At 35.6% G+C, this 20,552-nt stretch carries 17 protein-coding genes; 10 read left to right on the top strand and 7 right to left on the bottom strand.

The features are described from left to right. The first annotated feature begins 16 nt into the window (after nt 1-16). The gene (locus tag ACX9TM_RS25670) at nt 17-3,844 is read left to right on the top strand and encodes a putative mucin/carbohydrate-binding domain-containing protein (protein ID WP_065381881.1); all 3,828 of its coding nucleotides are present in this window, start codon (nt 17-19) and stop codon (nt 3,842-3,844) included. Nucleotides 3,845-3,890: 46 nt separating this feature from the next. On the opposite strand, the gene ACX9TM_RS25665 is transcribed toward ACX9TM_RS25670, so the two are convergent. Continuing rightward, nucleotides 3,891-4,529: an NAD(P)-dependent oxidoreductase gene (locus ACX9TM_RS25665; protein WP_016125661.1), complete on the bottom strand. Its 639-nt coding sequence runs from the start codon at nt 4,527-4,529 to the stop codon at nt 3,891-3,893. 304 nt (nt 4,530-4,833) lie between these two features. Here ACX9TM_RS25665 and ACX9TM_RS25660 point away from each other — a divergent pair, with 304 nt between their 5' ends. The 4 genes from ACX9TM_RS25660 (at nt 4,834) to ACX9TM_RS25645 (ending at nt 11,055) form a co-directional block, all read left to right on the top strand. Further along, nucleotides 4,834-6,264, top strand: a complete 1,431-nt coding sequence (locus ACX9TM_RS25660; RefSeq protein ID WP_001022931.1) for an alanine/glycine:cation symporter family protein — start codon at nt 4,834-4,836, stop codon at nt 6,262-6,264. A gap of 336 nt (nt 6,265-6,600) precedes the next feature. Then, a complete protein-coding gene (locus ACX9TM_RS25655) occupies nt 6,601-8,043 on the top strand; it encodes an alanine/glycine:cation symporter family protein (RefSeq protein ID WP_063220567.1) in 1,443 nt (480 codons plus the stop codon). Between the two features lie 294 nt (nt 8,044-8,337). Further along, nucleotides 8,338-9,519, top strand: a complete 1,182-nt coding sequence (locus tag ACX9TM_RS25650) for a NupC/NupG family nucleoside CNT transporter (RefSeq protein ID WP_000673841.1) — start codon at nt 8,338-8,340, stop codon at nt 9,517-9,519. Nucleotides 9,520-9,873: 354 nt separating this feature from the next. Further along, nucleotides 9,874-11,055: a NupC/NupG family nucleoside CNT transporter gene (locus tag ACX9TM_RS25645; protein WP_000673874.1), complete on the top strand. Its 1,182-nt coding sequence runs from the start codon at nt 9,874-9,876 to the stop codon at nt 11,053-11,055. A gap of 44 nt (nt 11,056-11,099) precedes the next feature. On the opposite strand, the gene ACX9TM_RS25640 is transcribed toward ACX9TM_RS25645, so the two are convergent. The 3 genes from ACX9TM_RS25640 to ACX9TM_RS25630 form a co-directional block, all read right to left on the bottom strand. Continuing rightward, nucleotides 11,100-12,269: a DUF418 domain-containing protein gene (locus tag ACX9TM_RS25640; protein WP_001076361.1), complete on the bottom strand. Its 1,170-nt coding sequence runs from the start codon at nt 12,267-12,269 to the stop codon at nt 11,100-11,102. 150 nt (nt 12,270-12,419) lie between these two features. Continuing rightward, the gene (locus tag ACX9TM_RS25635) at nt 12,420-12,926 is read right to left on the bottom strand and encodes a ferritin (protein ID WP_000949403.1); all 507 of its coding nucleotides are present in this window, start codon (nt 12,924-12,926) and stop codon (nt 12,420-12,422) included. A gap of 53 nt (nt 12,927-12,979) precedes the next feature. Further along, the gene (locus ACX9TM_RS25630; protein ID WP_000355744.1) at nt 12,980-13,303 is read right to left on the bottom strand and encodes a MazG nucleotide pyrophosphohydrolase domain-containing protein; all 324 of its coding nucleotides are present in this window, start codon (nt 13,301-13,303) and stop codon (nt 12,980-12,982) included. A 73-nt stretch (nt 13,304-13,376) separates the two neighbouring features. Between ACX9TM_RS25630 and ACX9TM_RS25625 the strand changes: the two genes are divergently transcribed. Then, on the top strand, nt 13,377-13,955 hold the full coding sequence (locus tag ACX9TM_RS25625; protein WP_001225758.1) for an LOG family protein: 579 nt from the start codon (nt 13,377-13,379) through the stop codon (nt 13,953-13,955). A gap of 104 nt (nt 13,956-14,059) precedes the next feature. Next, nucleotides 14,060-14,341, top strand: coding sequence for a hypothetical protein (locus ACX9TM_RS25620; RefSeq protein ID WP_000390910.1), 282 nt, complete (start codon nt 14,060-14,062; stop codon nt 14,339-14,341). 15 nt (nt 14,342-14,356) lie between these two features. On the opposite strand, the gene ACX9TM_RS25615 is transcribed toward ACX9TM_RS25620, so the two are convergent. From ACX9TM_RS25615 to ACX9TM_RS25605, 3 genes are all read right to left on the bottom strand, one after another. Beyond that, on the bottom strand, nt 14,357-14,554 hold the full coding sequence (locus ACX9TM_RS25615; RefSeq protein WP_000656312.1) for a hypothetical protein: 198 nt from the start codon (nt 14,552-14,554) through the stop codon (nt 14,357-14,359). A gap of 574 nt (nt 14,555-15,128) precedes the next feature. Next, nucleotides 15,129-15,569: a Dps family protein gene (locus ACX9TM_RS25610; RefSeq protein ID WP_001041895.1), complete on the bottom strand. Its 441-nt coding sequence runs from the start codon at nt 15,567-15,569 to the stop codon at nt 15,129-15,131. Nucleotides 15,570-16,271: 702 nt separating this feature from the next. Beyond that, nucleotides 16,272-17,705 (bottom strand): alanine/glycine:cation symporter family protein, encoded by a 1,434-nt coding sequence (locus tag ACX9TM_RS25605; protein ID WP_000227591.1) that lies wholly within the window; start codon nt 17,703-17,705, stop codon nt 16,272-16,274. A 409-nt stretch (nt 17,706-18,114) separates the two neighbouring features. Between ACX9TM_RS25605 and ACX9TM_RS25600 the strand changes: the two genes are divergently transcribed. The 3 genes from ACX9TM_RS25600 to uptA all read left to right on the top strand — a co-directional run bounded on the left by ACX9TM_RS25600 (nt 18,115) and on the right by uptA (nt 20,491). Next, nucleotides 18,115-18,609 carry a cation:proton antiporter regulatory subunit gene (locus ACX9TM_RS25600; RefSeq protein ID WP_001026075.1) on the top strand — a complete coding sequence of 165 codons (495 nt, stop codon included), beginning with the start codon at nt 18,115-18,117 and terminating at the stop codon, nt 18,607-18,609. Between the two features lie 4 nt (nt 18,610-18,613). After that, nucleotides 18,614-19,813 carry a cation:proton antiporter gene (locus ACX9TM_RS25595; protein WP_000380223.1) on the top strand — a complete coding sequence of 400 codons (1,200 nt, stop codon included), beginning with the start codon at nt 18,614-18,616 and terminating at the stop codon, nt 19,811-19,813. Between the two features lie 84 nt (nt 19,814-19,897). Continuing rightward, a complete protein-coding gene (uptA, locus tag ACX9TM_RS25590; protein ID WP_000900214.1) occupies nt 19,898-20,491 on the top strand; it encodes an undecaprenyl phosphate transporter UptA in 594 nt (197 codons plus the stop codon). The last annotated feature ends 61 nt before the right edge of the window (nt 20,492-20,552 follow it).

Genomic DNA, 20,552 nt, shown 5'->3' with positions numbered 1-20,552 from the left:
ACAGGGGACACAGATTATGTCAAAGAAGAAAAAGAGTAGGGTATTAGTAGCAGGTATATGTATATCTACATTATTATCACCAGTAGCTTTCGAAGCATCAAAAGGATATGCGGCGCCTTTGGAAGAGAATAAGGGCGGGCAGTTGGAAGAGAGTAAAGAGAATCGTTTGGAGCAGAGAACGTTTCATTTGCCTGGGAAAGGTAGCGTAGAAGAAAATAGGGACCGTTTAAAGATGCAATTTGCCTTTTCACCAAATGAACCAACTGGAATTTATGCAAAACCAGATGAAGAAATTAAAGTTGAAATAAAAGGAAATCAATCTATTAAAGCGTTTATAGGAACGCGAGCTTATGACAAGGAAAAGCCAAAAGAGTTCGATTTAAATCCTGGTAAAAATATTATTTCTTCGCCTAATGGAGGGATTTTATATTTTTATAATATGAATAATACCGGGGAAGTTACAGCGACTGTTATAAGTGGAGGTACTCATTTTCCTTTATTTATACTAGGGAAACATACGAAAAAAGATTGGGATGAAATGTTAGAAAAATATAAAAACCCTTACGCGATAGAATTAAAGGGTGATAGAAGTTTAATAACTACAAGTTATGAAAAAGTAGAAAAAAACATGCAAAAGACTGACCCGACAGATTTAATGAAGAAGCATGATGAAGCAATTCGGATTGAAAATGCATTATCTGGATTATCGGAAGATGGCATTGGAGTTGCGAATCCAGGGAAACATTATATTCAATTTATTGAAGCGAGATACCCAACTAGCCCATATATGTATGCAAATAATTATCTGACAGGGTATGCAAAAGAATCGATAGAGTATGTATTAGATATCGAGAAGTTTACAACTGATGGTTGGGGACCATGGCATGAAGTGGGACACCTACACCAACAGATTCCTTGGTTGTCAGAAGGCATGGGTGAGACAACAGTTAACATTTATAGCCTAGCTGTTCAGCTAGCATTTGGAAATAAATCGCGAATGGAAGTAGATGGTCGTTATGAAGATGCATTTGCATATTTGAAACAACCAGATGATCAAAAGAATTTTGATAAAGCAGATCCAATTATTATGTTCTGGCAGTTGCATTTAATTTATGGAGATCAATTCTATCCGAAGTTACATCAAATGTATCGAGTGTTATCTGATACAGAATATTCTATGTTAGATACTAATGAGGTTATTTCGAGTAGAGAGAAAAAGCAAATGTTTATCTATATGGCTTCAAAAGCATCGGGACAAAATTTAATTTCTTACTTTGCGAAATGGGGATTACATGCAGAGGCGGATACGATAGAAAAAGTAAATAAACTACAATTACCTGAACCGAAAAATGAAATATGGTTATCGAGAGATAGTAATCCGATTCGTGAAAAACAAGTAGAAGCATACAAAGTTCCTTATGGTGAAGCAGTTAATACAGTACCAGATATTTTAATAGGTACAGAATTTGATGAGAAAAAGGCAAGTGAACTTGTAAAAAATCTAGGACAAAATGTAAAAGCGACAGGGAAAATAGCATGGCCTAAACAAGAAAATGGAAAACAAACAGTGAATGTAGAAATTGTAGATGCACAAGGAAATGTAAATGCAATTCCTGTACCAGTTAACGTTGTGTATGGAGATAGTATGGCATTTAAATCATATTGGAATACAAATTCTGTGTTAACTTTAAATCATAACGATAAGAAATTTAATACGACATTAGTAAGAAACATATTGGATCATAGTTATCGAAATCAAAAATATGTAGGTGTTACGATCTATGATGCAAATGGGAATGAAAAGAAGAATGTTTCCGCGGAAGGTCATGAAGGATTAAAGAATTTCGTGAAAGAGTTAGATGGAATGTCATTTGAGTATGGAGACATCATTAAGGTATACCATATACAGCCAGAGTATTTAGAATGGTATGATGACAATAAACGTGTAGACAAAGGGCAAGCTAAAAATAAAAAGGAAAAATTATTTAAAATTACCCCGCAAGGATATGAATTAATCCATGGTTTACAAGAAGTCACAGCAGTACCACAAAAAGTAGTAATCGGAACAGATGCCGGAAAATTAGAAGCGAAAAACTTTGTTCAAGTGAAAGATGGAGAAGTAGTTGGATTTGTAGAAAAGCCAAATACAACGAAAATTGGTGAACAAAAAGTAAAAGTAGAAACGAAAGATCGCTTTGGTAATAAAAAAGTAACAGAAGTACCGCTAGAAATAATATACGGAGATAGCATTATGTTCTTTGGTACATGGCATAGCGGAACCAATATTAAATCGATTGTTACATTAAATCATGAAGAAAAGAAATTTAGCACAACAGATTCAGAAGGTGCAATGCATACTTCATTTGCAGATGAGAAGTATATGGGAATGACTGTATATGATAAAGATGGAAAAGAGAAGAAAGCTTTATCAGTAAAAGCATCTGAAAATACAAAAGGATTTGCGGAACAATTTAATGGAATGGTCTTTGAATACGGCGATATAGTAAAGGTTTATCAGAGAGAATTCGATCGTTTTAAAGTATATAAAAAGAATGAGTTTATAGATACAAAGTATGGTGTAAATGAAGTATTCTTTAAAATTACAGAGCAAGGTTTCGAGAGAATCGAAGCTCAGCAACAAGTAACGGCAGTGCCACAAAAAGTAGTAATTGGAACAGACGCTGAAAAATTAGAAGCAAAAAACTTTGTTCAAGTGAAAGACGGAGAAGTAGTAGGTTTTGTAGAAAAGCCAAATACAACAAAAATTGGTGAACAAACAGTAAAAGTAGAAACGAAGGATCGTTTAGGTAATAAAAAAGTGACAGAAGTTCCTGTAGAAGTAATTTACGGTGATAGTATTATGTTCTTTGGTACATGGCACGGCGGAACGAATATTAAATCGATTGTTACATTAAATCATGAAGAAAAGAAATTCAGTACAACAGATTCAGAAGGTCCAATGCATACTTCGTTTGCGGATGAGAAATATATGGCGATGACTGTATATGATAAAGGTGGAAAAGAGAAGAAAGCTTTATCGGTAAAAGCATCTGAAAATACAAAAGGATTTGCGGAACAATTTAATGGAATGGCTTTTGAATACGGGGATATAGTAAAGGTTTATCAGAGAGAATTCGATCGTTTTAAAGTATATAAAAAGAATGAGTTCGTAGATACAAAGTATGGTGTAAATGAAGTATTCTTTAAAATTACAGAGCAAGGCTTTGAGAGAGTGGAAGCTCAACAAGAAGTAACAGCAATGCCACGAAAAGTAGTAATCGGAACAGATGTTGAAAAATTAGAAGCGAAAGATTTTGTTCAAGTGAAAGATGGAGAAGTAGTAGGTTTTGTAGAAAAGCCAAATACAACAAAAATTGGTGAACAAAAAGTAAAAGTAGAAACGAAAGATCGCTTTGGGAATAAGAAAGTGACAGAAGTACGAGTAGAAGTAACATATGGAGATAGCATTGTATATCAAGGGCTTAGTAATGTTGTTTGTTCTATTGTAACGTTAAATCATGATGATAAGAAACTACATGTAACGTCTACAAATGAACAAATTCATAGTTACTTTAATAATGAATTATATATGGGAATTACGTTATATGATCAAAACGGAACTGAGAAAAAGCATGTAACAGCAGAAGGGCAAGAGACTTCAAAGAATTTTGCAGAACAAGTAAATGGTATGATGTTCGAGTATGGTGATGTAGTAAAAGTGTATCATGCTGAATCAGATCGTTTAAGCTGGTACAAAAATAGTGAGTTCGTTGGAAAAGGAGATAAGAAAAAGTTTAAAGAAATTTCCTTTAAGATTACTCCAAATGGTTTAGAACAAGTGTAACAATAAAAAAAGCTCGTAAAACATTATGTTTTACGAGCTTTTTTTATTATTCAGCTTCAGAAACTACTGTGAAGCGTTCGTTTACATGTTTTGGATTTTCGATTTCATCAAGTGCTGCAACTGCGAAGTCTTCATAACTTACGTAGCTATCACCTTTTGTGTTCACAAGCAGGTTGTCTTTACCAGCTTTATAAGAACCAGTGCGTTTTCCTAATGCGAATAGTGCAGAAGGGCTGATGAATGTCCAAGTGATATCATTTGTTTGTTGTAAGATTTCTAAGTTTTTACCTTGGTTTTGAGCTGTTGCAAGGTATTCTTCCGGGAAACCTGGTGTCTCAAATACACGTGTTGTTTTCTCTTCGTCTACAAATAAGCTTCCAGCGCCACCAACTACAAGTAATTTTGTGTTAGGTGCACCTTTCATCGCTTCAATTAGTACGTTTCCTGCATCTACGTGAAGGTGTTCTTGTCCTGCTGGAGCACCGAATGCATTTACAACTACATCGAATGCTTGCAAGTCGTTAGATGTAAGAGAAAATACGTCTTTTTCTAAAACTTTTACGTTTTCTTCTGTAATTTTTGCAGCGTTTCTTACGATTGCAGTTACTTCATGTCCGCGATCCAATGCTTCTTTTAAAATACGACTTCCTGCTTTACCAGTTGCTCCGATAATTCCGATTTTCATAATAAATCCCTCCAAAGTGTTTTGTTAAAGTGTATATCTGAAAGTAAATGAATTTGTTGTAATTAGGTTTGTTACAACCCGTTGTAATCATTATAGTTACAGGTTGGTATTTTTGTCAATAGTGTTGTTTGTGAATTTATTTTTTGTTTTAGTATGCACAGTTAGAGGGAGGGTAGTCAGTCATAAAGACATTGTTACTGTGAACCTGGCTAATATTTGGAAATTGCAAATTGTCGAAAAATGTTGATTTTTGAATGTTTTTTAAATATAATTCGTTTTATGGAGAAAAGGAGGGGTTAATTGTATGAATATTTTAGAGCAATTTATTTCATCAACAAATACAATTCTTTGGTCATATATTCTTATTGCGATGTTAATTGGTTTAGGTCTTTATTTTTCTATTAAATTGAAATTCGTACAAATTACTCATTTAGGGGAAATGGTTCGACTAATGAGTGATGGATTAACTGGAAAGACGCGTAAAAAAGGTAGTGTATCTTCTTTCCAAGCGTTTTGTATGAGTTCAGCAGCTCGTATTGGTATCGGTAACTTAGCTGGTGTAGCATTAGCTATATCTATGGGAGGACCTGGAGCTGTATTTTGGATGTGGGTTATTGCGATTATCGGGGCTTCTTCAAGTTTCGTAGAAAGTACGCTTGCCCAAATTTATAAAGTAAAAGATGGCAGTGGCTTCCGTGGTGGTCCTGCTTATTATATGGAAAAAGGTTTAAATAAACGTTGGATGGGAATTTGGTTTTCTATCCTTATTACAGTTAGTTATGGTTTAATTTTTAACTCAGTACAAGCGAATACAGTAACATTAGCGTTTGAAAATGCATTTGGTTTAGAGCGTTATATTGTTGGTATTGTATTAGCTGCATTAGTTGCGGTTATTATTTTTGGTGGTGTAAAAAGTATTGCACGTATGTCGGAAATGATTGTTCCGCCAATGGCGCTTGTTTATATTGCGGTAGCTATTTTTGTTGTCATTAAAAACTTCTATTTAATACCAGATGTGTTTACGGAAATCTTTAAAGGTGCATTCGGTTTAGATTCAGCTGTAGGTGGCGGTATCGGTGCTGCGATGAAATATGGTATTCAGCGCGGATTATTTGCGAACGAAGCAGGTATGGGTAGTGCGCCGAACGCGGCAGCAACAGCTGATGTAACGCATCCAGCAAAACAAGGTTTTATTCAAACGATCGGCGTTTTAGTAGATACATTCTTAGTATGTACATCAACAGCATTTATCGTACTATGTTCTGGTGCATATAAAGCAACGAATTTAGAAGGTATTGAATTAACGCAAAATGCATTAAGCTCACAAATCGGCCCATGGGCAAGTAGCTTCTTAGCGATTATTATTTTCTTATTTGCATTTAGTTCTCTTTTAGGAAACTACTATTATGGTGAAACAAATATTGAATTTATTAAGCAAAGCAAAACGTGGTTAACAATTTACCGTATTGCGGTAGTTGGAATGGTATTATTCGGTTCTGTTGCGACGCTTCAAGTTGTATGGAATATGGCAGACTTATTTATGGGTCTAATGGTAATCACGAACTTAATTGCGATTACACTTCTTGGCCGATTTGCGTACGCGGCATTAACAGACTATGTAAGGCAAAAGAAACAAGGGAAAGATCCAGTCTTCAGTGCAGATTCTATTCCTGGTTTAACGAATACAGAGTGCTGGGATAAGCAAGTGGTAACAGATAAAGAAAAAGCAGTGTAATTGAAAAGGCGAGCATCGAGGTAAATTCGATGCTCGCCTTTTTTGTTGTAGTAAATGATGAAAAGGGTGAGAGGTAATTATTAATATAACTTTTTTGTTTGTTTCTCTCTCTCGTTATTTGTGGGGAACGTCCTGTTTTAAAAGTATGGCTGGTCGAATAGGATAAGTTATTAAGTATTGGATAAATGCATGTAATGGCTATATTTTCATGTGAAAAAACACTTATGTTAAAAGAATTAACGTACTCATGTTATAAAACCTAACATAAAGTTCTTGATTACTAAAAGTTTTTAGAATATAATTTTCTTATTGTTAGGAAGAGGGGGCAATGCAATTATGGATTTTTTAGCTAAGGTAATTGGGGATATAAATAATATCCTTTGGTCATATATCATTATTGCGATGTTAATTGGGTTAGGACTCTATTTTTCATTTCGTGTGAAATTTGTCCAAGTTCGTTACTTCGGTGAAATGATTCGTTTGCTTGGGGACGGGGCAAGCTCGAAAACGAGGAAAGCGCAAAAAGAGAAGAGCGGCGTATCATCATTCCAAGCGTTTTGTATGAGTACAGCTTCTCGTGTAGGTACTGGTAACTTAGCTGGTGTAGCTATTGCGATCTCAGCAGGTGGTCCAGGAGCAGTATTTTGGATGTGGTTAATCGCGGTAATTGGGGGTGCTTCTGCATTTGTAGAGAGCACATTAGCGCAAATTTATAAAGTAAAAGATGGGAATGCATTCCGTGGGGGCCCAGCGTATTATATGGAAAAGGGTTTAAAGAAACGCTGGTTAGGTGTTGTGTTCTCTGTTCTAATAACAGTAAGTTTCGGATTGATTTTTAACGCTGTACAGTCTAATACTGTAGCGGCTGCCTTTGATGGGGCGTTCAAAACAGATAGTAGATTAGTAGGTCTTGTTATGGCTGGTTTACTTGCAGTTATTATTTTCGGTGGAGTAAAACGAATTGCTCGCGCGGTTGAAATGATTGTTCCAGTAATGGCAATTATTTATGTAGCAGTGGCATTATTCGTTGTTGTAACAAACATTACGGCAATTCCATATGTATTTAAAGAAATTTTCTTACATGCTTTCGGAATTAAAGAAGTAGTAGGCGGAGGATTAGGAGCTGCGATTTTATTAGGGGTAAAACGTGGGTTATTCTCAAATGAAGCAGGTATGGGTAGTGCGCCGAACGCAGCAGCGACTGCAAACGTAACGCACCCAGTTAAACAAGGTTTCATTCAAACTTTAGGGGTATTTACTGATACATTATTAATTTGTAGTTGTACAGCATTTATTATTCTTTTATCAGATGTGCATAATGCAGCAGATTTAAACGGAATTCAATTAACGCAGCAGGCGTTAAGTCAACATATCGGTCCATGGGCTTCTATATTTGTAGCAGTGGCAATCTTCTTGTTTGCGTTCAGTTCATTAGTAGGTAACTACTACTATGGTGAAACAAATATTGAATTCTTAAATGGAAGTAAAGTGCTATTAAATGCATACCGCATTGCTGTACTTAGTATGGTTATGCTAGGATCTGTAGCGACAATTCAAATCGTTTGGGATTTAGCAGATTTATTTATGGGAATTATGGCTGTTATTAACTTAGTAGCAATTGTATTCCTTTCTAAGTATGCTTTCGCAGCGTTATCAGATTATATTAAGCAAAAGAAACAAGGGAAAGATCCAGTCTTTTATGCGGAGTCTATTCCAGGTTTGAACAATACAGAGTGTTGGGATGAGTCAGCGGTAGCTGATAAAGAAAAAGCGGTATAATGAAAAGGGCATCAAGTGAAACTTGATGCTCTTTTTTGTTTTATTCAACTATTTGCAGATAGTAAAAGACGAACATTCATAGACGTTTTATAATAAAATGTAATTTTTTAAAGAAAAGTGCGGATATGATTTGTGATTTGTGTTAGAATGGAAAATGCCTTTGAAATAAGAGGTTTTATGATTTTTCCTATCCGATTGAAGATTTTGGAGGAGAAATGGAAAGTTCGGATTATTTCTTGTTTTGAATGGTCAGACGTTCAACGTTAATGAAGAGTTAAATGGAGGATTTTATTAATGAAGTTTGTTATGTTCCTTGTAGGATTACTCGTTGTATTTGTACTCGGTTTTCTTATAAGTGCCGATCGAAAGAAGATTAAGTATAAACCAATCGCAATTATGCTTATTATTCAGCTAGCATTATCTTATTTCTTATTAAATACGCAAGTTGGTTATATTTTAGTAAAAGGAATTTCAGATGGATTTGGCGCACTTCTTGGATATGCGGAAGCTGGAATCGTTTTCGTATTTGGTGGTCTTGTTAATAAAGGAGAGGTTTCATTCTTCTTAACAGCGTTATTACCAATCGTATTCTTTGCGGTTTTAATCGGAATTCTGCAACACTTTAAAATTTTACCGATATTTATTCGTGCTATTGGTACGTTGTTAAGTAAAGTAAATGGTCTAGGAAAACTAGAATCATATAACGCAGTAGCAGCTGCCATTGTTGGACAAGCAGAAGTATTTATTACAGTAAAAGATCAATTAAGTAAAATCCCAAAACATCGTTTATATACATTATGTGCATCTTCTATGTCGACAGTGTCGATGTCAATCGTTGGTTCTTATATGAAAATGATCGAACCGAAATATGTAGTAACAGCACTTGTATTAAATTTATTTAGTGGTTTCATTATCATTCATATTATTAACCCGTACGATATTACAGAAGAAGAAGATACACTGAAATTAGAAAATAAGAAAAAACAATCATTCTTTGAAATGCTGAGCGAGTACATTATGCTTGGTTTCACGATTGCGATTACAGTAGCAGCTATGTTACTTGGTTTCGTAGCATTAATTACAGCAATCAATAGCTTGTTTGATACAATGTTCGGTATTACATTCCAAGCTATTTTAGGATATATTTTCTCACCATTAGCATTCGTAATGGGCATCCCGCAAGCAGAAATGGTAACAGCGGGACAAATTATGGCAACAAAATTAGTATCAAACGAGTTTGTTGCGATGCTTGACCTTGGAAAAGTAGCTGGTGATTTATCGGCTCGTACGGTTGGTATTCTTTCTGTATTCCTTGTATCATTTGCGAACTTCTCATCTATCGGAATTATCGCAGGTGCAACGAAAGGTATCGATGAAAATCAATCAAATGTTGTATCATCATTCGGTTTACGCCTTGTGTACGGTGCGACGTTAGTAAGTATTCTATCAGCGATTATCGTTGGTGTTATGTTATAAAAAAAGGATGGCTCTAGCTCATAGCTAGGGCTATTTTTTTTATGGTAAATTTGCATGAAAAAACCAATTAATTAGGAATATATTAACATATAAAAATCTTTTAAAATTTATATTGCATTTCACCTAGATAACGCTTACAATTTGATTTGTAGGTGGTATCAATTTCAGACTTTCAAGTATGGTAGGAGAGAAGAAGCTACCTTTTATAAATTGCAATTTATGTAAACGCTTACTGATTTTAGATGACAGTTGAATAGTTTTAGGGGTTTTAAATTTTTTTAACAACAATGGTCAGACGTCATTCGTTATACGTTATACGACCAATAACTTGTGGGAGAAGTGGAGGATTCACATATGAAGTTCGTAATGTTTCTAGTCGGTTTACTTGTAGTGTTTGTACTAGGTTTCCTTATTAGTTCAGATCGTAAGAAAATTAAATATAAACCAATTGCACTTATGCTTGTCATTCAATTGGTACTTGCGTATTTCTTACTAAATACAAAGGTCGGATTTGTATTAGTAAAAGGGATCGCAGATGGATTTGGCGCTATTTTAAAATTTGCGGAAGCTGGGGTTAATTTCGTATTTGGTGGTCTAGCAAACGATGGACAAGCACCATTCTTCTTAACAGTATTATTACCGATTATTTTCTTAGCAGTATTAATCGGGATTCTGCAACATATTAAAGTTTTACCGATTATCATTCGTGCAGTCGGTTTCCTATTAAGTAAAGTTAACGGTTTAGGAAAACTAGAATCATATAATGCGGTAGCAGCTGCAATCGTTGGTCAAGGGGAAGTATTCATTACAGTAAAAGATCAACTAAGCAAATTACCGAAAAATCGTTTATACACACTTTGTGCATCTTCAATGTCTACAGTATCGATGTCAATTGTCGGTTCTTATATGAAAATGATTGATCCAAAATATGTAGTAACAGCACTTGTATTAAACTTATTCAGTGGATTCATTATCGTTCATATCATTAATCCATATGAAGTAAAAGAAGAAGACGATATTTTAGAATTACAAGAAGACAAGAAACAAACATTCTTTGAAATGTTAGGCGAATATATTATGCTTGGTTTCTCAATCGCTGTAACAGTAGCGGCGATGTTAATCGGTTTCGTGGCATTAATTACAGCAATTAATGGTGTATTCGATTCAATTTTCGGAATCACATTCCAAAGCATTTTAGGATATATCTTCTCACCATTAGCATTCGTAATGGGTATTCCAACATCAGAGATGTTACAAGCAGGACAAATTATGGCAACAAAATTAGTAACGAACGAATTCGTTGCAATGCTTGATCTTGGTAAAGTAGCTGGTGATTTATCAGCTCGTACAGTAGGTATTTTATCTATCTTCCTTGTATCATTTGCGAACTTCTCATCTATCGGAATTATCGCAGGTGCAACGAAGAGTATCGATGGCAAACAAGCAAACGTTGTATCATCATTCGGTTTAAAACTTGTATACGGTGCAACGTTAGTAAGTATATTATCAGCGATTATCGTTGGGGTTATGCTTTAATAAATTAAGAAAAGCAATGAGCGTAGGCTCATTGCTTTTTTTGTTTAACTTGCTTTATCCAAGTCTCTTTTAAAACGTGGTTTCTCTAAATAAGTTCCCAGTCTCCACACATATTCCACTGGCCCCATTCGGTATTTCTGGAGCCAATAGGTGCTAACGAATAATTGAATCGTATAAATTCCGATGGTTAAAAGAATACCGAAGAAATAGCCGATTTTCCCGTATAAGCCAAATCCATATGCGTAAAAAATGGTTGTTGCGATAATAGATTGCGCTAAGTAATTACTAACGGACATTTTCCCCATGTTCGCCATGTATGTTAGTAGACGGGTTGCTTTTTTGTAATGGAATAATAAAATGATTGTGCTTCCGTAAAAGAAGGTCATAGTTACTGGTGTAAGGCCATCTTGTAACATAATTAAAACCGGGTGTTTTATGAACATAGCTAAGATTTTAATTGTAAAAGAGAAGAGACCGGTGGCAAACCATATTTTTTTGACAGCAGGTATATGTTTACTGACCTCAAATAGCCAGCCTTTTTTCCCTACATACATTCCGAGTAGGAACAGTGGAGACATAAAAATTATTGCGAAAACTGATATGAAAAATAATCCGAATGCACCGTCAATTCCCATGTAATCAAAAGGATTTTCAGTCAATCTAAAGTTGACGTGATCCATATAGCTTCCAGTTTGATGGACTTTATGTTCTTTTTCAGTATAAGGTGCGAAATCATTTATATTTGTAGATGGATCAGTTTGATAAGACATAAGTGTAATAAGTGCGAGTAGAATAATCGCCCAAATAAGCAAAGTTTTCGGTTTTCGATTGATGAATATCATTAAAAAAATCCCGATTATTCCGTATGCAAATAAAATATCTCCCTCCCAAACAAAAGTGCCGTGAATGTAGCCGAGTAGTAAAAGAATGATAATACGTCTTATGTATGTGGGGAAGAATTTTTTTCCTTTTGTGATAATACTTTTTTGTAACAAAATAATGCTAAGCCCAAATAGAAAAGAAAATAGGGATATAAAGTTATGTGTGCCGAAAAATTGAATAAACCAATTAGCACCTTTATCAAGATCGCCAAATAGATAAGTTGGTTTTTCACTGGTGAAGAACCCAAATTGAATTAATGTCATATTGACTAGTAAAATGCCAAACAAAGCAAAACCACGAATTGCATCAACAGCTTCTACACGTTGATTCATTTTTCCTCTCCTCGTATATTCGTTTTTATATTGAAAATAATACCATTTTATATCTGGCACTATGTCAAATATGAGGAAATTTAAGGTGATTTTAAGATAGAGAGCAAACAAAAAAATCACCTTAATACATGTATTAAGGTGATTGAAATATTACTCAGCTGGAGGCGTAAATGTACGTTTCTCTAATTCAGCATCTAGCATAAACAGTGCGTTTGAATCGCTTGTAATACGTTTTAGTTTTTGGATGATGCTATCGAATGAAGCTTCTTCTTCAACTTGTTCGTCAACGAACCATTTTAAGAATGTAATTGTTGCATGTTCACGCTCGTCCCAAGCGATATCAGATAAGTTGTAAATACGTTTCGTTACTTCACGCTCGTGCTCAAGTGCGACTTCAAAAGCGTTTAATACAGATTCGTATTCGTTATTCGGATTATCAAATCCAGTAATAATAGCGCGCTCTCCGCGGTCATTAATATAGTTATAAAGCTTCATTGCGTGGAAACGTTCTTCTTCAGCTTGTACAAGGAAAAAGTTAGCGAATCCATCATAGCTCTCAGCTGTACAGTAAGCAGCCATTGCCATATAAGCATGGGCAGAGTAAAATTCAAAGTTCATTTGTTCATTTAATGCGTCGTGCAATTTTTTTGATAACATAAAATCCCCCTTAGTATTGTGACAAGAATATTATACCATAATTGATAATATTCTCATTTAGATACTTCGAACCTTTTTGAAAGCTTTGCAACGTGTGCGTCCATAATGTCTTGTAAGTCTAAATCATATTTTTGCGAAAGAATAATAAGGTTAGATAGTACATCGCCAAGTTCTTCTTTTAGTTCTTGTTTTAGCTCTTCTTCTGTTTTCGCATCTTCATCAGGGCGATCGCGGCCAATTTCAATAGCACGAACGACTCGTGAAACTTCCCCAACTTCCTCGGTTAAGAAATTTAAGCGAATAAAGGCATTATACTGTGACCAGCTTCGTTTTTCGTAAAATTCCTCAACCCATCTTTGAAATGCAACGATATCCATTTCTTCCTCATCTCCTCAATATGTTGTACAATGTCAATTGTATCATAACAATATATAGTTTCGGGGTGTAGGGATGAGAAAGATTTGTGTGTTTGCAGGTTCTAATTTAGGGGAGAGACCAGAATTCAAAGAGCAGGCAATTCAGTTAGGTAAAATGTTTGTTGAGAACGAGTATGAGCTTGTATACGGTGGTTCATGCGTTGGATTAATGGGAGAAGTAGCAAACGAAGTTCTTCGTTTAGGTGGACGTGTAACAGGTGTTATGCCGCGCGGTCTATTTCGAGGAGAAATTGTGCATACAGGATTAACAGAATTAATTGAAGTAGAGACGATGCATGAACGTAAAGCGAAAATGGCAGAGCTTGCAGATGCTTTTATTGCGCTTCCAGGCGGATACGGAACGTTTGAAGAACTATTTGAAGTTGTATGTTGGTCACAAATTGGTATACATAATAAGCCGGTTGGTTTATTAAACATAAAAGGTTTTTACGGACCAATTTTGCAAATGGTTGAACGTGCAGCAGAAGAAGGATTTATGAATTCATCAAATAAAGAATTGATCGTTTCAGCTGAGACAGCAGATAAACTAATTCATGCAATCCAAAATTATGAGCGTCCTGTTTTGGGAACGAAGTGGAAGCAACTATCATAGCAAATACGGAAACACATGTCGTTTTAATTTAAGATGGCATGTGTTTTTAATTTAGTTAAATATGTTAATGTTTAGATGTAATGTTTTGGGGAAAGGAGAAATAGATGGAGGAGTTCGTATATTTACGTCCGGTTTTTAAAAGTATTTTAGCAGCGTCTATTCTTGTTATGCTAATTGTTTTGAGACAGAAGAAAGAGTTGATTAATGAATTTTCGCTTTGGTTTATCTCGGTATTGTGTATCGGTGTTTCAGCGATAACGTTGTTTATGTCCGGATTTATCGTTGATGAGTATAATCTAGGTGGAGATCCACAATCGTTTTGTATGTTTATTGCGATTGGTTGTATTAGTGGTCTGAATTTCATTATTTATTACAGAAGGCAATAAAAGAGGCATTCCATATTACTTTGGAATGCCTTTATCATTTTGATTGCTTTGTTTTTTATAAAGGTACCAGCCACCCCAGCCGCCACCAATTGCTACGACAACGAGGAAAGCATAGTCCTTAACCTCGACACGTATATTGAAAATATTAGCTATAAGTAAGAGAATCCCAACTGTTATTAACGCAAAAAATGCTCTAATTAAGTAGTCTTTCAACTGAACCACTCCCGTCATTTAAGTAGTAAATGATGAATTTGGAAAAGCTAAAGGGTGTTTCCTATATTTTAACATAGATGAGATTGTAATATATTGATAAAAGTAGGGGAGAGGGGCGCTGATATTGTCGTGATTTGTCGGCAAATTGATATCCTTTGTCAAATCGTTGATATATTGCGGGTAATGATCGATATAATGAAAAAATCGTTGATATATTGCGAGTTATGATCGATATATTTGAAAAATCGTTGATATAATTTCGTGTACCGTTAAGTGCGACCATTACATAAAAAAGCGACTCTAAACGAGCCGCTTCCGCTTTAAATGATATCCAGCTCCAGCGGCTAGAACAGTCGGTTGTTTCACTCCTTCATTCGAGGCAAAAAGCGCCTCGTAATCAGGAGTTCCAACACCCTCCTGTTCTGAACGAGCCGCTTCCGCTTTAAAGTAATATCCAACTCCAGCGGCTAGAATCTCCGGTCATTTCGCTCTCTCGCTCGAAGCAAAAAGCGCTTCAAGGTCGAGAGCTTGAAGTGTCCTGCGATTCTGAGCGAGCCGCTTCCGCTTTTAATTATTATTGATTCAAGAACGCACGTAGCATCCAAGCGTGTTTTTCTAGTTCTGTGTAGATGCCTAGTAGTAGGTCAGATGTCATTTCATCGTCAGAGTCTTGAGCGATTTCCATGCCTTTTTTCAGTTCGACTAGCATCATTTCGTAGTCTTTCATGATTGCTTCGACCATCCCTTCTGCAGTTTCTCCGTATGCTGCTTCTTGAATAGAAGATAGTTCTAAGTATTCTTTCATTGTTGCTACTGGTTTGCCGCCAATTGCTAAAATACGTTCTGCAATTTCATCGATGTGAGTAGCTGATTCTGTGTAAAGTTCTTCGAATTTCTCGTGTAATGTGAAGAATTGAGGTCCTTTTACGTACCAATGGAAGTTGTGAAGTTTTGTGAATAAAACGCTCCAGTCTGCTACTTGTTTGTTTAATACTTCGATTACTTGTTTGTTCATTATGATCAATCTCCTTTTGAGTTGTTATGTGATATCAATTACTAATTTATAATCATTATAATCTAGTAATCTCTATAAATCAACCCTTTTGCTGGAATTAATTTGAACAAATTATGAACTGTTGTAAATAAAAGGCCCTATTACGGTGAAGTAATAGGGCCTTTGTTTGAGATATGGCTCTTGTTCTAAACGAGCCGCTTGTGCTTTTAGTGATATCCAGCTCCGGTGACTAGACCAGTCGGTCATTTCGCTCTCTCGCTCGAAGCAAAAAGCGCTTCAAGGTCGAGAGCTTGAAGTGTCCTGCGGTTCTGAATGAGCCGCTTCCGCTTTAAATGATATCCAGCTCCAGCGGCTAGAACAGTCGGTTGTTTCACTCCTTCATTCGAGGCAAAAAGCGCCTCGTAATCAGGAGTTCCAACACCCTCCTGTTCTGAACGAGCCGCTTTCGCTTTAAATGATATCCAGCTCCAGCGGCTAGAACAGTCGGTTGTTTCACTCCTTCATTCGAGGCAAAAAGCGCCTCGTAATCAGGAGTTCCAACACCCTCCTGTTCTGAACGAGCCGCTTTCGCTTTAAATGATATCCAGCTCCAGCGGCTAGAACAGTCGGTTGTTTCACTCCTTCATTCGAGGCAAAAAGCGCCTCGTAATCAGGAGTTCCAACACCCTCCTGTTCTGAACGAGCCACTTCCGCTTTTATTTGTTAAACGGCCTTTTGTTTTTCTTCTACATCCTGCCCATCCCAGCACTCTGTATTCTTTAAGCCAGGGATAGAGTTTGCAACGAAGACAGGATCTTTTCCTTGTTTCTTTTGCTTCAAATAGTCTACTAATGCAGCGTAAGCAAATTTGCTAAGGAATGAGATGGCAATTAAGTTTGTGAATACCATTAGTCCCATGAATAAATCAGCTAAACTCCAAACTGTTTTAAGAGCAGCGATTGATCCGAAGAATACCATTCCGACAACTGCAACACGATAAATCATTAACCATGTTTTACTTTCTTTAATGAATGCGATATTTGTTTCACCATAATAGTAGTTTCCTAGAAGTGAACTGAAAGCGAATAGGAAAATAATAATCGCTAAGAAAGTGCTTGCCCACGGTCCAATTTGTGAACTTAATGCGTTTTGTGTTAATTCGATACCTTCTAAATTTGATCCTTTGTAAAGTCCAGAACATAATACGATAAATGCTGTTGATGTACATACTAAGAATGTATCTACGAAAACGCCTAACGCTTGAACAAGCCCTTGTTTTACAGGGTGAGATACATCAGATGTTGCTGCTGCATTAGGAGAGCTACCCATTCCCGCTTCTGTAGCGAATAAACCGCGCTGAATTCCGAACTTGATTGCTGCTCCAATACCACCAGCGATGGCTTGGTCTAAACCGAATGCACCGTTAAAGATTTCCATGAAAATGCTTGGTAACATACTGAAGTTGTTAATAACGACAAAAATAGCCACGCCGATATAAACGATTGCCATTGGCGGAACAATCATTTCTGTAATACGTGAAATGCTCTTAATACCACCAAAAATAATAACTGCAACTAATAAGGCTAATAGAGCTCCTACGATTGTTCGCTCTAGTCCAAAAGCATTTTCAAACGCTATTGTTACTGTATTTGCTTGCACTGAATTGAAAATTAATCCGTACGCAACTGTAATAAGAAGTGAAAACCAGACGCCCATCCAGCGTTTGTTTAACCCTTTTTCCATGTAATATGCTGGTCCACCACGGAACCTACTTCCATCTTTTACTTTATAAATTTGCGCAAGTGTACATTCTACAAAACTAGTAGCTGCTCCGATAATTGCGATAAACCACATCCAAAATATTGCGCCAGGTCCACCCATTGAAATTGCTAATGCTACACCAGCTAAGTTTCCGATACCGATACGTGCTGCTGCACTTAAGCAAAATGCTTGGAATGGTGAGATGCTATCTTTCTTTTTTTCTTTTCGATTAAACCCTTTACTAATTAAGCTGACCATCTCACTGAAATGAGTAATTTGGACAAATTTTAATTTAAAAGAGAAGTAAAGACCGAAGCCGATTAGCATTGCAATAAGAATATATGACCATAAAATATTATTCGTTACCTCAAGGAATCTGCTAAAGATATCAACCATATAATACACTTCCTTTTTTTCGTAATAAGAAAATTATATGCAAAAAATATACGAGAATCAATTTTTCTAAAAAATTATGTTACTTAAATCATTTTTGTGTTATGATTATGTTACATCGTAATATTTTTAGAATTATTTACATTTTAAAAAACTAAATTTAAAGCGAGAAGGTGGGGATAATTTGAAAGAAAATTCTTTATGGAAAGTAAGCCTTGAGAGTTTGAAAATGAGAAGTAATATATTTTTTATCATTACATCTTTAAGTATCTTTTTAGGGTCCACTTATTATTACAATAAAAGATTTCCAAATCACAAATATCCTGAGTGGTTAGAATTTCTAAAGTTGATTGGATGAATAAAAGACAGAAAAACAGAAAATTAAAATAAATAAGTTATGGAGGAGCTAAAAATGAATATTAGAGAAAGTGAACTTCCAGGTATTGGTTATAAGTTTCAAATCGTTACGAAAGGTAACGAAAAGATGGTAATTGTCATTCATGATGATGGTCGTAGAGAAATGTATCATTTTGATTCAGATCATGAAGAAAGCATCTCAAGTATTTCGCTACGTGACTCAGAGGCGAGACAAATCGCTGCAATATTAGGTGGAATGGTATATAAGCCTAGGGCGTTAGAAAATGTTGAGATGGTTTTTGAAGGTTTAGCGATTGAGTGGTTCAAAGTGGAGAATACAGCTCCAGCAATCGGAAAAACAATTGGCGATCTTGAAATAAGAAAAACATATAGCGTAACAATAATCGCGGTTATGAAGAAGAACATGAAGAAGTTATTTAATCCAGGACCAGAAACAGTAATTGAAGAAGGAGATATGCTTGTAGTTTCAGGTGAGAGAGAAGAAATTAAAAAAATCATTAATGAATTACTTTCAAATAGGGGGGACTGATTAGATGGATACGTTAATTTTTGAAGTTGGTACAGCTTTAGTTTTAGTGGCAATTGCAGCAGTAATTGCTGGAAAATTTAAATTCTCAGTAATTCCTTTTCTAATCGTTCTTGGAATGTTAGTAGGACCGCATGCACCGACAATAGGTGTTATCGATCTCAAATTTATTGAAAGTGCAAGTGTAATTTCCTTCCTTGGACGGATTGGGGTTCTATTCCTTCTATTCTATCTAGGATTAGAATTTTCAATGAAAAAACTAATTAAATCTGGACGCTCTATTGCGATTGGCGGAACGATTTATATTTTAATTAACTTTTCACTTGGTTTGTTATACGGATTTATAATGGGATTCCCATTACTAGAAATCTTAATTATTGCGGGTATTATTACGATTTCTTCTAGCGCTATCGTTGCTAAAGTGTTAGTGGACTTAAGAAGAACTGGTAATAATGAAACCGAATTAATTTTAGGAATTATTATGTTTGAAGATATATTCCTTGCTGTATATTTATCAGTTGTTTCTGGTTTAGTACTTGGAGATCACGCTTCCTTCTTAGGTGCCCTTACTTCAATTGGAATTGCTTTAGGATATATGCTTCTATTCTTTATAGTAGCTAGAAAGGCTACGCCGTTATTAAATAAATTGCTCAATATTAGCTCAGATGAAATCTTTATTATTGTAGTATTTGCTTCATTATTCTTCATTGCTGGTTTTTCAGAAACAATTCACGTTGCAGAAGCAATTGGAGCACTTCTTCTAGGATTAGTTTTCTCTGAGACAGAGCATAGTGACCGAATTGAACATCTTGTTGTTCCATTTAGAGACTTTTTCGGAGCTATTTTCTTCTTCAGCTTCGGGTTAAGTATTGATCCGTTCTCATTAGGCGGAGCGATATGGTTAACGTTAGGTGCTGTCCTTCTTACGATAATCGGTAACTTTGTAGCAGGAATGATTGCAGGAAGACAAGCTGGATTATCTCATAAAGCATCAACAAATATCGGATTAACAATCGTTTCAAGAGGAGAGTTCTCCATCATTATGGCTAATATCGGTATCGCCGGTGGTTTAATGTCAGTACTGAAACCATTCTCAGCACTATACGTGCTTATACTATCCATTTTAGGCCCACTTTTGACAAAAGAGTCGAAGAATGTATATAAATTCTTAAATAAAATCTTTAAGTGGGATACGAAGACTAACTAAACTAAATTTTAAAAAATAAAAGTACAAGATATTTCCTGCTTGTACTTTCATTTTTGTAATGAAAACAGTAAAGAGAGGTACATGATGTTAGGAGAGTTGATCCATTCGGTTTTAGTTTTTTTAGAAGGACTTGGTTATTGGGGAATTATGCTTGGATTAATGCTAGAGGTTATTCCAAGTGAAATCGTATTGTCTTATGCAGGTTATTTAGTATCAACAGGAAGCATTACATTTTGGGGCGCTGTCGCGTTCGGTACAATTGGTGGTGTAATTGCACAACTATTCATTTATTGGATTGGTCGATATGGAGGAAGACCTGTTCTTGAGCGATATGGAAAATATATTTTAATTCAGAAGAAACATATTGATTATGCTGAAGATTGGTTTAATCGTTATGGAACTGGCGTTATCTTTACCGCACGTTTTATTCCGGTTGTGCGTCATGCTATTTCGATACCAGCGGGTATTGCGAAAATGTCACATGCTAAGTTTATTACGCTAACTACATTAGCTGTTATTCCCTGGTCAATTGTGTTTGTATATTTAGGTTTTAAATTAGGAACAGAGTGGGAAAGTATTAATAAAGTTGCGGGGCCATATGTGAAATACTTTGCACTTGCTGCTATTGTTTGTGCAATTGGTTATTTTGTATTAAAAAAAATGATGAAAAAAAAGTGATTACAGAAAAGGAATCTATGTCGACGTAGATTCCTTTTTTATTGGCATTTTTTCAAGGATG

The sequence above is a fragment of the Bacillus sp. LH1 genome, assembly GCF_057924895.1.
Note: the sequence above shows the minus strand (reverse complement) of the source record. Positions and strands in the feature narration are given on the sequence as shown.